Raw genomic sequence first — 12,438 nt, 5'->3', positions numbered from 1 at the left:
GAGAGGAGCGGCAAGTATGACCCCTTATCTGCGCAGTGAGCTGGCAAAAGAGGCTCAGATTAATATGGAGACGCTCAGGTTCTATGAGAAAAAGGGGCTGATCCCGCTGCCGCAGCGTTCAGCAGGCGGGTATCGGCTGTATCCGGAGGAGACGCTTCTCCGGATTGCTTTTATCCGTAATGCCAAGAGCTGCGGGTTCACACTTCAGGAGATTAAGAAGGCGCTCGTTAAATCTGCCGACCGCAGCATCGGAATCAGTGATTTCGTCCAAGTCATTGAGCGGAAGATCGCCGCTGTCGATCTGGAGATTGCCCGGCGGAACGAGACACGCAGGAAGCTTGAAGCGTTAAAGTCCGGCCTTCTGTCTCATGACAGGCACCCGAGCCTTCAGGATACGCTTGCTATATTAAACATGAATGATTAATCCGCTGCCGCCTGTAATGCTGGAGGAATTGCCGCTTGACTCTGTACACAGCTACAGGGTTTATAGTAGGGGCATCCCAGGATAACAGGAGGAACTACATGTATGTTATATCCGAGCAGCACCCCGATTGAACAGTTACAGGCCATTAGAGCTTATCTGAAAAGCAATAATAGTTATTCGAAAAGCACGGTTCAGGAGATTCGGGCGGCAGCTGTGGAAGCTTCCAGGCAAATCCCCTTACTTGAAGGCGTGAAGGTTGAACCGGTTGAGGCGGAGACCTTCAGCGGAGAGTGGGTCAGGGCGGAGGGAGAGAGTAAGCAATGTGCCGGGCATCCGCAGCCCGCAGATAACAAGGTAATTCTATATTTTCACGGCGGAGGGTTCGTATCCGGCAGTTGCGAGATTTATAGGGATCTGGCAGCCCGCCTCTCTCATGCAGCTGGAGGAATTGCCGTCTTCACTGTGGAGTACCGGCTTGCACCGGAGTTCTGCTACCCGGCAGCTAATGAAGATTGCCTTGCAGCTTACCACTGGCTACTGGAACGGGGCGTATGTGCTGGCAATATCATAGTCTGCGGAGACTCGGTAGGAGCCACGCTTGCGCTGATGACCTTGATTACGCTGCGGGAGCAGGGGGCTAAGCTCCCTGGTGGTGCATGCCTGCTATCTCCACACGCCGACCTTGTTCATTTGGACGGGAAATCTTATGACAGCCGTGCGGGAATGGACCCGACAGGAAGCCGGGCTGCGAATCAGAGAATGATTGAGGAATATATGAGGGACTACAATGGTGCGTGGCCTGCGATATTGTCACCGCTAAGACTGGATCTCCGGGGTTTGCCGCCCCTGCTCATACAGGCGGGTGATCACGAGGTGCTGCTGAGTGATGCAGAGCGCTTGGCTGAACAGGCAGGGGCTGCAGGCATCGCTGTAGAGCTTCAACTTTGGGAGAACATGTGGTGCGCCTTTCAGCTGATGGCAGCCATGCTTCCTGAAGCTCAGCAGGCCATTGGAAATATAGGCAGCTTCATTAAGAGAGTATTCCAGCAGGAGGGCAGGCAAGATTAACGCCAGTAGCCTGAAGGGAATCGTACAGCGTATCCAGTGGACAGGGTCAGAACAGCAGACGCAGCAACATTAGGGTCACAATACCGGTTATTACAGTGGCCAGCAGGCTGCGGGTCTTGACGGCTACCCAGAAGGTGGGGAGGGCGGCGATTAGCTCCACATTGGTGGACAGGACTGCGAACCTGCCGCCAGATACGAGCAGCTCTTGGGCAACCAGTGCCGCCATGACTGCAATCGGCACATAGCTCAGCCAGCGCATGCCCCATTCCGGGAGCGTGATCCGGCTTAGCAGCATCAGCGGAAGGACACGCGGAATGAAGGTGACGAGCGCGGCTCCGAGAATGATTATAGCAATATCAAGTCTTATTTCCATTGTTCCATCACTACTCCAATCGTTGAGGCTACCAGCGCGGCAGCTATGACACCCATACTGGGTGACCACAGTACAGAGACGAGCACGGCCACCGCAGCAGCAGCTATTCCGACAGTGATATCCAGTCTATACTTGCGCCGTCCCATAATGGTCAGGACCAGCAGTCCGATGAACATAGCCGGAAGGGCGAAATCCAGTCCCCACTTCTCGGGGCTGGATATCCATTGACCGAGAATAGCACCGGCGATATTGGCCAGGAACCAGTTCAGATAAGCGGTAATATTCAAGCCGTGCATCCATTTCTCGCTGATCTGCTTCCTTGCGGCACTCTTCTGAATGGCTACGCCGAAGGTCTCATCGGTGAGGAGTGAGCCGATCAGCAGGTTGCGCAGCGGGGTCAGATGCCGGAAGTACGGCGACAATGCTGCGCTTAACAGCAGATGACGCAGGTTAACCAGCAGAATCGTAATGACAATCCCGGAGGCGCTGCTCCCGGCGGCAATCATGCCAGCGGCAATAAACTGAGCTGAGCCAGCATATAGGATGATTGAGATCATGGCGATTTCGGCAAGGGTCAGCCCCGCTGTTTTCTCCACAACGCCTGCGGCGAATCCGATACTGAGATAACCGAGCAGCGTGGGGAGGCAGTCCTTGACCCCTTGCCAGAACGTATCGGTGCTCTCCGGCACACTTAGGCTATCTGTAACCAGGCCGCCGCCGGATAACGGCTCCTAATGAATGGATTCCGTCTTCATAGACATGCTCCTTCTGGGTAATGGAATAACGACTGCCACCGGTAATAAATACATTGTATTAATATCTAATAATTCATAGCGAATTGCAAGGGAATATTAGCTATATCTGTAAAAAAGGGTTCCGCCGTCCACAGAGCAATCTGCGGCAGCGGAACCCTTTTGAGTTCATGGTTATTTCAAGACGAGTACGCCGAACCCTTCCATCGTATAGCTCCCCGACAGGGTCTGGCCGCTTAAGAGATCTGTCTTTGCTGTCTTAAGCACAATCTGTGCCGGTTCTTCGCTGTAGTTGAGCAGGAACGCGACACCTGTAGAGGCGTCTTCCCCTGAGGAGCGAATCTGCAATTCAACCTCAGGCGGCAGCTCCGCCAAATCTGCGGCTGGCGAGACCAGACCCAGGCTGCCAAGCATCTGCAGCACAGCAGGCTCATTGAACACGGCGCCGTAATACCATACTTCGCCTTTGCCCCGGGTGTTGCGGGTTACTGCCGGTTTGCCGGCATAGTAGTCGGTCGCATAGGTTGCCATGACCTCCACACTGTCCTCTTCCACATGCAGGATGTCATTGAAGGCATCTGCACCGGTCAGCGCCTCAGGATCATGGTTCCAGCGGATGGAGGTAGGCTTGCGCGTTCCTTTGACCAGCGTGAATTCTTCCACGGTTACCCCGCACATCTCCTGGGCCGCTCCGGGAAAAGGCCGCATGTAGCATTGTCCGGTAATATCCTTGTAGCCTGTGCGGCAGCCAAAGACCAGCTTCCCGCCTTGTTGTACATACTGGTCCAGCAGGGCCGCCGTATCATCGGTCATAATCGCCGGATGCGGGTAGACCAGCACTTCATAACGGGCAAGCTCTGCAAGGGTGGTATGGCTGCGCAGGTACAGAACGTCATTCGGAATATGCTTCCGCTGCAGAGCCTTGAACCATTCCTTGTTGCTCTGCCACATGAACGGGCCGTGCCAGACATCATATTCCCCGTCCCACTCATTGTCATAATCACGCACGATAGCAATGCTCGCCTGAGTCCGGCTGCCGATGAACTGTTGTCCGATGCTTGCCAGCTCGCGGCCGATCTGCTCCGCTTCTCTTACCCGCCGGTTAGGCTGGTTATGGTAGTCGTTCAAGCCGTGCCAATAGATCTCATTGCCCATCGTGGCGGTCCGCCAGCGGAAATAGAGCAGCATGTCAGCGCCGTGGGCAACGGACTGGTAAGTCCACAGCCGCATCTGTCCCGGCTTCGGTGAAGGCATGTCCAGCCGGTTGACCCAGCCCCCCGGACCGGATTGCTGCTCCATGACACAGAAGTTACTGCTTACCGAACGTACTGCCGACAGGGACAGGCCCCAGCCGCGGTCAAGCATCGGGTTCACCTCAGCCGGATCGAAGCCGATGGTGGAGAACTGCGGGTAAGAGTCATAGCTGAAGAAATCCAGCAGCTCGTCATTCAGCTCATGGCTGTCCAGATGCCCGAACAGCCCGTTCGTGGTAACCCACTGATTAGGGGCCAATTCCCGGAGGATATCTGCCTGGATTTTGGCGAAATAGATGGTGTTATCAGAGATGAAGCGCTTCTCATCCAGAGCCTGGTGAGGGTTCGGCTGGTTCGGTGAAGGGGTAGGCCGGGTGAGGCAGACCTGTGACCAGCTCGTATAGGTCTGATTCCAGAACACCGTGCCCCAAGCCTGATTAAGCTTGTCTAGGGTCACATACTTGTCCTGAAGCCAAAGGCGGAAGGCCTGATGATCACTCTCCGAGTAGAATACATTGATCTCACAGTTCAGCTCGTTGTCAATCTGCCAGCCGACAACACCCGGATGATTGCCGTAATGTTCAGCAAGCTTCGTTACGATTCGGGCACAAAGCTCGCGGTATTTGGGACTGCTGTAATTGTAATGGCGGCGCATGCCGTGCTGTAGCGTCACACCTTCATAAGTAACATTTAGAGCCTCAGGGTACTTCTCGGTAAGCCAGGCAGGCGGAGTGGCCGTAGGCGTTCCCAGAATGACCTTGAGCCCGTGGCTGTGCGCCATGTCGACCGCACGGTCAAACAGATCATATTGAAACACGCCTTCTTCCGGTTCAAAAATGGACCAGGCGAACTCAGCCAGACGCACAATGGTGAATCCGGTTTCAACCATACGGCGGTAATCGTCAGCCCACATGGATTCAGGCCAGTGCTCGGGATAATAGCAGACGCCCAGTTCAAATCGTTCTGCTGCAACAGGTTTCTTCATCTTAACCTCCAAGTGTAAAAATATGCTTTATTTAAGCTACCAATCTATTGTATTATCAGCAGTGTATCCACTTATATAACAGAATATTGCTATTATATCATTATATTGCGTGCTTGAGTCAGCGCAGGGCAGGAGGAGATTCACATGAGAAAGCACTGGGTTTTGCCGCAGCCCGCTTATGCCCACTATGTATGTTATCCGGAGATGCTGGGGCATTACAGCGACTTCCCGGAGCATGCAGAGCGCAGAAGCGAGGGGTTCCTGAACAGCTATAATCTCCACATGGTTTTCGGGGGAGAAGGGTATGTTTTTCAGGGAGGGGAGCGGATCTCCATGAGACGGGGAAGCGGGTTTCTTTTTCCCAGGGGGGCTTATCAGCAGTATGGTTCTGATCCCGGGGCCGCCTGGGATGTGCGCTGGATGCACTTCGCCACGGCGATGCCTCTGCCCATGCTGGAGGAGGCGGATCAGTCACGCGGCTACTTCTTCACCTTCGATCCCGCCAGCGGTTATGAAGCACTCTTCGAGGAAATGTACCGGCTCAGCGCAGGCTATGAGACCCGGAGTGAACCGCGCCTCTCTACACTGCTCTATGAGATTCTGGTTACGCTGATGCAGAACTCCGAGCCGCTCCACGGCTCCGTTCCGCTGGAGATCCGGCATTCCATCCGGCTAACCGCCGACAGGATCTACAGTGAGTGTGAGCGGCCCTGGACGCTGGAGTCCATGGCCAGCCTTGCCGGTTATAGCAGCTACCATTTTCTCCGTCTGTTCCGCAGCATTATGGGCAAGACGCCGAACCGGTATTTAAGCGATTGCCGGATGGCCCGGGCCAAGCTGCTGCTGGCTTCCACCAAGCTGTCTGTTGCGCAAATTGCACTGCAGAGCGGTTTTCAACAATCCAGTTATTTCATCAAGGTGTTCAGACAGCTCGAAGGGATGCCGCCGAACCAATACAGACGTTCCTTCAACTCATAGAATCAAGCTTTTTTAGGACCAAGTATCAACAAAGTTTGTTACATTTGTGGCAGTTTTCACGCCGTGGCAGCCTTGGTTGAGTGACAGAAGGTTACAAATGGAAACAAAGGGTTACAAAGTGGATACAAATTCCACGCGCCAAGCAACTATACTATTGCTAGTAAATACATCTGGAGGGAAATAAATGAGAAAGTATAGAGTTACATATGCTGCATTGCTGGTGAGTTCACTCGTTGCCGGCCAGGTGGCTGGCAGTATCACTGCGCCTGCTGCACATGCAGCCCCGGCGGCGAAGGCCCCCGCAGTATCCGCTCCGGCGGCATTCAAGTTCAATTCCGTTCCCATGGGTGCGGGAGTGACCGCAGTACTGGAGAATATCAACATATGGAGCCAGCCAGGCGGGAGCATTTTGTCATACACACTTAAATATACGAATTCCGGAAATTCAAGCGCTAGCTTAATGCACTATTTCTCACGTGTGGTCACTCCGGGAGGGTCAGCGCTTCCGGGGAATCCCTTAGGTGCGGATGCCCTGAAGAAGAAAGTCGGCGCCAAAGAAACCCTTAGCGTGACCTATTATGTAAATGTGGGACAAACCTCCTCTTTGCAGGGGATCAAAATCTCGATGCTGGTCTGGGATGCCAAGACGAAAGGGTATCTGAAGCAGACGGGATCTTTTGGAGTGCCCGCTAATTATTCAACTACGGCTCCAGCTGGAACAAGCCTAAGTACAGTCATGAACGACATTCCTGTCGCAGCCAGTGCAGATTCTCTCCAGCTCTATAAATACAGCGGTAAGGTCTATGCCAAAGTAGGAGTCAGCCTAACCAACAAGGGCAATAAAGTCCTCAGTGATCCGGGCTATTCGGCGTATCTGGTATCTGCCAGCGGCACTTCCTTCGAGCTGGCGCTGAGCGGCACACAGGCGGATTACAAGATTCAGCCGCAGGAGAAGCGGAGCATTTATTACATTGCCGAAATCCCGGCCTATCTCAAAACAGATAATATGAAGCTGCAATTCACGAAGAAGGATGAGACCGCGAAGCTGGAGCTGGCTAAGTCCTCTTATAAGCTGCCCGCAGCAAGCTCGCCTAATCTGGTAGTGGGCAGCGGTGTAGTCAAAAAGATAGTAGTCAATAACAACACAGTAGACACGCTGCTCCGCAACGCCAATGTGTATGCACAGGATGCAGATGCGGTATGGACGTTCCAGATGCAGCTTAAGAATACCGGCAACAAGGCGGTAACCCTGCCAAGCTACGACCTGGCGGTCAAATCGGTCAAGGGCAAGGTTTTTCCGGTGAATTCCAAAGGTGTAAGCGGAGTAACCCTCAAACCGCTAGAGACCAAAATTGTACCGCTTACGGTCCGCGTGCCGCTTGAAGTCGATCAATCCGGATTACAGCTTATGATGATAGAGTCGGTAGGCGCTGAGAGCATAAATGTACCTGAATCAAACGGAAACGGCGAGTCAACAGGAAATACCGGAAATACCGGAAATACCGGGACTCCGTCCACTGCGGCTCCTGCAACACCGACTGCCAAAATGATTTTCCCGGTGGCCTACTTCGTCATTCCATATGCACTACGTACGGAAGTCACGTCCGGCCAAGAGTATATGACCACGAATTCATACGGCTCCTTCTCGTACAGCATAGAGTCTCTGCAGCGTTATCCTTGGAGAGATGATGATATCCTGGCTGCCAGACTGAGAATCACCAATACCCAGAACGTATCTCTTACGCTGCCTGAGCTGAAGGGCACCATTAAGCTGGATAAAGAAAACCTGCCCGTGACTACAGAGCTGTATATGGACAATAAGGATTCTTCTGTCCTTGCGCCAGGGAAGTCGGCGGAGCTGTATGTACTTGGCAAAATCGCCTATACGTCAGAGTTCCAGGATATGCGGATTGTCCTGAACGGCACACAGAATTCAGAGACCGCTGCGTTCCTGGATTTCAGCATCAATAACTCGATTAACAGTATCCCGGCCATCGAGAAGGGCAAGAGCTACACCATTAGCGGCAAAGGCAAAACGGCCAGTGTACAGGAGAACCGGACAACGATCTACCCAGGAGAAAGCCACAATCTGGTATACACAGAGCTCTATTTGAGCAGTGAAGAGAAAAGACAGAGCAAAATGGCCCGTCTCCAGGCTTACTATAAGACCAAGGACGGGCAGTATTTTGAAGCGGGCTCCAGCCAGTCGGAGAACAGCGCGTCTCCGGGCGCCAAGCAGCTCGTGGTCTTATGGGCTAAGGTGCCTAAGGCTACGGACCTCGCAGATGTCTCGCTCTACCTGGGTGCCGGTATCAAAGAAGGCAAACTGATCGAGGCCAAGGAGGAAGCTACCGGATTCGTCAATGTGGCAGCGCTGCAGCTGAATCCGCAGGCGAACGTACCGAAGAATACGCTGGAATCCACGGTATTATATCCTTATACGATTTCTGTTCTGACCTCTGAAGGCAAGCGGATGAAGTCGTCGGATACCATAGATATTACAATGAATTACAGCCTGAGGAAGGATAACATCTACGATGCAGGGGTTCTGGAGCATAAGCTGATTCTGCAGATTACCGATCCGTTAGGCATCGCTACCGAGAAGGTTCTTACGCTTGGCACAGACCTGATTGAAGGGACGAACAACCAGTATTCCTTCTCCCTCAGCAGACCCTTGTACAAGACAATGGACGGCGGCGCTTATAAGTTAGCTTTCTATGATGAATTCCAGGGTGAACGTCTGATGCTGGGCAGCCAGTCCTTTGTAGTCACTAACGTGGTTCCGAACAAGACACAGGAATAATCATCATTCGCTCAACTAAAACATTCTTATATTGTTAAAAAAGGAGCAGCTTCCATGTTGCGTGTTGAAGATATTACGCATTCGTACAAAAGCGGTAATGAATGGACCTCCGTTCTTCATAAAATCAATTTCACCGTCAAAAAAGGAGAAATGGTTGCTCTGCTGGGCAGTTCAGGTTCCGGGAAGTCAACGCTCCTCAACCTGATGGCCGGCTTGATGAAGCCCACGGAAGGTCATATCTACATTGCTGATAAGGACATTGTGAAGATGGGCGAGAATAAGCTTGCCGAGTTCCGCCGCAAGAATATCGGCTTTATCTTTCAGGCCTATGAGCTGATTACCAGCCTGACGGTCCGTGAGAACGTGGAGCTGCCGCTCGTCTTCCAGTCGGTCTCTCCCAGGGCCCGTAAGGCCAAGGCGCTTGCGCTGCTGGAGCAGGTGGGGATTCCCGACAAGGCGGATCTCTTCCCCTCGCAGCTCTCCGGAGGTCAGCAGCAGCGGGTCAGTATCGCCCGGTCACTGATCACAGAGCCGTCGGTCATCTTCGCCGATGAACCGACGGGGAATCTGGATTCCAAGACCGAAGAGGAGATTATCGGCATTCTGCTGAACCTGAACCGGACGATGAAGACGACATTTATTGTCGTTACTCATGAGTATAAGGTGGCTGAACAAATGCAGCGGATTTTTACGCTGAAGGACGGCTTCCTGGTTACTGAATTGCAGACAGGACCGCATGCGGAGACAGAACCGCGGATAGAACCGCAGCTTGAGCTGCAGACAGAAGTACAGGTTGAAGAGCAAATCGCTGAGGAAGCTGAACCGCAGATCATGGTAGAGGTTGAAGAACAATTAGCTGCAGGAGCTGAACAGGAAGCTGTAGAGCCGCAGACAGCAGCAGCGGATGAAGATCCGCCAGCTGAGGAACCTGAACACCAGACCACTGCGGAAGCTGATCCTGCAGAGGGAGGGAAGCCGTGAAGATCAGAGACATTTCACGGATGGCCTGGGAACAGGTCAAACGGCGCAAGGTGGTTACAGGTCTGTGTATGACCGGGATATCCATCGGCTGCGCAGCCATTATCGTGGCTTTGAGCGTAGGCCAGTCTGCACAGGTCTATGTAACGGAACAAGTTAATGCCAACTTCAAAATGGATGAGATTACAGTCTCGCCCGGCGGAGGACTTCCAACGAACGGGAAGAACGGAGGCGGGGGCGGCGGATCGGGTGAGGTGAATGAGAACCTCGACCCCGGCAAGCTGACCGATCAGAAGCTGAAGATCATCCAGGGGCTGAATCATGTGAAGGCGGCTTCGCCTTTTCATCAAGCAGGATATCTGCAGATGGTGACCATAGACAACAAGATCTCCGATGTTCAGGTCGTTGTCGCCGATTTACAGAAGCTGACGGCGTACGACCACAAGTTCAAGCAGGGAGGGGCGAATGGCCAGCTCGGATCCATTGTGCTCAATCACGGGGCTACACTGGGCCTGATTGACCTGGAGACCCGGCAGAAGCTGTTCGATCAGATGAGTGCGGATCCGTTCAACCAGGAGCTATACCAGCAATATGACAAAATGGCCACTGTGCCTACTGAATTGTACCGCAAGCAGGTCCAAATTCAGGCTCAGGATTACAGTTCTACATCACCGGTGTTCAAGCTTAGCTCGCCCCTGCAGATTTCCGGAATTCTGGCTCTTCCCAAAGGTATGGATGAACTGCGGTCATCTTATGAGAAGATTATGTATGTGTCTCCCGAGACCGCACAGCAGCTCTCCAAAGAGCTAATGTTCGATAATTCCACCACGAGCGTCCTCTCTCTCCCGCCGGAGGGCAGCTACAACTCGATTACGGTCAAGGTGGACGATGTGGCGAACATCAAGCCGGTAGAGCAGATGATTCAGAAGCTGTCACTGAACGCTCAAGACAATCTTTTCCAGCAGGAGATGCTGAAGGAACAATTCGATATGATCAAAATGGCGGCTCTCGGCATCGGGGTATTCATCCTGATCATCGCCTCCATCTCCATCATAGTGGCCATGACCATGTCCACCCATCAGCGGCGGCGCCAGATCGGGATTATGAAGGTCCTCGGGGCCAACATGGGACAGATCCGCAATATGTTCATTACCGAAGCTGCACTTCTGGGCCTGCTCGGGGGTATGCTGGGTGTCGCTTTCTCCTATTTAATTGTCATGGCGCTCAACAAGCTGGTGGGCAGCGCGGGGGACGGGATGAATTTCTTCATTCCGACGATGAATCTGCCGGTCGGCATGTCCTTTGCCATTATGACGGGTGTGCTGTCGGGCATATATCCGGCAATCAGCGCCTCCAGAACCGATGCATTAACCGCTATTAAACGAGACTAACCCTAAGCTAGAAAGGAAGCCGAAACGATGAAAAGGACTCTAAAGAAGAGCCTGAAATGGATCATAATCTTAGGTATCATCGGCACTGCCGGTTATTTCGGATATACCAAATTCTTCAAGGCTGATGATACCGCTGAACTCCCGCCTGAACCGATGCAGGTAATCAGCTTCCCGGTAACGGAAGAGACGTTAACCAGCTCAGTGCAGATCAAAGGCAGATCACAATACCAGAAGGAGACGCTGGTGTATGCCCCCTTTGCTTCCAAGGTGACTGCCTGGAAGGTGGAGAACGGGGCACAGGTGAAGAAGGGCCAGGTGCTCTTCACCCTGGATCAGAGCACACTCCGTAATGAGATTTCCACGGCGGAGGCAACTGCCCGCAAGGCGAAGCTGGAGGGGGAACTGAATGCTTTTGTCGCGCAGCAGGAGGATGATTCTTCTGCCCCGGCCGGTACGGAAGCGGAACGGCTGAAGGCCCTGGCTGCCCAGGAAACCGCCCGTCTGAGCGATGAGCTGAATCAGGTGAACGCCGAGATTCAAGCCAAAGAGCTTACGGAGAAGAAGGCGAAGCTGAACACTGCGGTATACCATGCACCGGAGAACGGCATCTTCCTCTTCGACAGCAGTACAGAACGTCCGCAGACCGTCACCGACAATCAGTACATCGGTAAGATTGTGGACACGAACAAGGTAGAGTTCATAGCACAGGTTGGGGAACAGGATATCTTCCGCATTAAAAAGGGCATGAAGGTGAAGGTGAAGATGACCGCCGTAAAAGATCTGGTCCTGGACGGAGAGGTAACCGGAGTGGCCAAGTTCGCTACAACGACTACGGGACAGAACACAGCCGGCCAGCTTCCGCAATTCGAGGTGGTTATCTCCATGCAGCCGGACGAGCATTTGATGGGCGGCCTCAGCCTGAGCGGAGACGTCGAGACCTCGCGCAAAGAGAAGGCGGTGGTTGTATCCAATATCGCCGTCATCCGTGAAGGGGATCTTGCCTTCGTTATGGTGGACAAAGGAAACGGCCAGTATGAACGCAAAGAGATCAAGACTGGAATGGAAACAACCGATAAAACAGAGGTGCTGTCGGGACTGAAGGCAGGAGACACCGTGGTTCTGCAGTAGTTGACAGCAGTTGAAAGCCCCAAACCTGGTTGATTGCCGGGTTTGGGGCTTTTTGAATAGAAATTATAGGCGTGAGTGGCGCGCGGCGGATCATCTAAGTGGAAATAGTACATCTAATTTATGGTCGCAGGAACAATTACTTATAACAGTTGGATAAATAACACTTAATCAGACCGAATTCTGCTGAGATTATGGGGCTTGGTGGATTAAATGTACTTTTTCCAACTGCTTCCCCACAGCGCATGGTTTCGGCTTAATTAAGTGCCTTTTTTCCAACTCTGACGGTTTATCCCGAGGGTTAGTGG

At 53.0% G+C, this 12,438-nt stretch carries 9 protein-coding genes and 1 pseudogene; 7 read left to right on the top strand and 3 right to left on the bottom strand.

Features of this window, described 5'->3' with window-relative positions; genetic code table 11:
* Positions 1-16 precede the first annotated feature (16 nt).
* Together MKX42_RS18570 and MKX42_RS18565 are read left to right on the top strand one after the other, a co-directional pair.
* Positions 17-424, top strand: a complete 408-nt coding sequence (locus MKX42_RS18570) for a MerR family transcriptional regulator (protein WP_340753802.1) — start codon at positions 17-19, stop codon at positions 422-424.
* 102 nt (positions 425-526) lie between these two features.
* Positions 527-1,492 (top strand): alpha/beta hydrolase, encoded by a 966-nt coding sequence (locus tag MKX42_RS18565; protein ID WP_340753801.1) that lies wholly within the window; start codon positions 527-529, stop codon positions 1,490-1,492.
* A gap of 46 nt (positions 1,493-1,538) precedes the next feature.
* Here the strand turns inward: MKX42_RS18565 and MKX42_RS18560 are convergent, their stop codons facing one another.
* The 3 genes from MKX42_RS18560 to MKX42_RS18550 all read right to left on the bottom strand — a co-directional run bounded on the left by MKX42_RS18560 (position 1,539) and on the right by MKX42_RS18550 (position 4,855).
* Positions 1,539-1,865, bottom strand: a complete 327-nt coding sequence (locus MKX42_RS18560) for an AzlD domain-containing protein (protein ID WP_340753800.1) — start codon at positions 1,863-1,865, stop codon at positions 1,539-1,541.
* Positions 1,856-2,554, bottom strand: coding sequence for an AzlC family ABC transporter permease (locus MKX42_RS18555; protein ID WP_340753799.1), 699 nt, complete (start codon positions 2,552-2,554; stop codon positions 1,856-1,858). The genes MKX42_RS18560 and MKX42_RS18555 overlap by 10 nt, the downstream gene beginning before the upstream one ends.
* Positions 2,555-2,791: 237 nt before the next feature.
* Positions 2,792-4,855 carry a beta-galactosidase gene (locus MKX42_RS18550; RefSeq protein ID WP_340753798.1) on the bottom strand — a complete coding sequence of 688 codons (2,064 nt, stop codon included), beginning with the start codon at positions 4,853-4,855 and terminating at the stop codon, positions 2,792-2,794.
* A 144-nt stretch (positions 4,856-4,999) separates the two neighbouring features.
* On the opposite strand from MKX42_RS18550, the gene MKX42_RS18545 reads away from it, so the two are divergent.
* The 5 genes and pseudogenes from MKX42_RS18545 to MKX42_RS18525 all read left to right on the top strand — a co-directional run bounded on the left by MKX42_RS18545 (position 5,000) and on the right by MKX42_RS18525 (position 12,133).
* Positions 5,000-5,833 carry a helix-turn-helix transcriptional regulator gene (locus tag MKX42_RS18545; protein ID WP_340753797.1) on the top strand — a complete coding sequence of 278 codons (834 nt, stop codon included), beginning with the start codon at positions 5,000-5,002 and terminating at the stop codon, positions 5,831-5,833.
* 184 nt (positions 5,834-6,017) lie between these two features.
* Positions 6,018-8,636 carry a hypothetical protein gene (locus MKX42_RS18540; RefSeq protein ID WP_340753796.1) on the top strand — a complete coding sequence of 873 codons (2,619 nt, stop codon included), beginning with the start codon at positions 6,018-6,020 and terminating at the stop codon, positions 8,634-8,636.
* Positions 8,637-8,690: 54 nt separating this feature from the next.
* Positions 8,691-9,356, top strand: a pseudogene (locus tag MKX42_RS18535) (ABC transporter ATP-binding protein); the annotation flags it as partial.
* Between the two features lie 257 nt (positions 9,357-9,613).
* Positions 9,614-11,005: an ABC transporter permease gene (locus MKX42_RS18530; protein WP_340753795.1), complete on the top strand. Its 1,392-nt coding sequence runs from the start codon at positions 9,614-9,616 to the stop codon at positions 11,003-11,005.
* 27 nt (positions 11,006-11,032) lie between these two features.
* Complete coding sequence (locus MKX42_RS18525) at positions 11,033-12,133, top strand: efflux RND transporter periplasmic adaptor subunit (RefSeq protein ID WP_340753794.1); 1,101 nt, start codon at positions 11,033-11,035, stop codon at positions 12,131-12,133.
* Positions 12,134-12,438: the final 305 nt, after the last annotated feature.

It is taken from the genome of Paenibacillus sp. FSL R7-0204, from assembly GCF_038002225.1.
GTDB lineage: Bacteria > Bacillota > Bacilli > Paenibacillales > Paenibacillaceae > Paenibacillus_AQ.
This window is presented reverse-complemented; position numbering and strand designations above follow the sequence as displayed.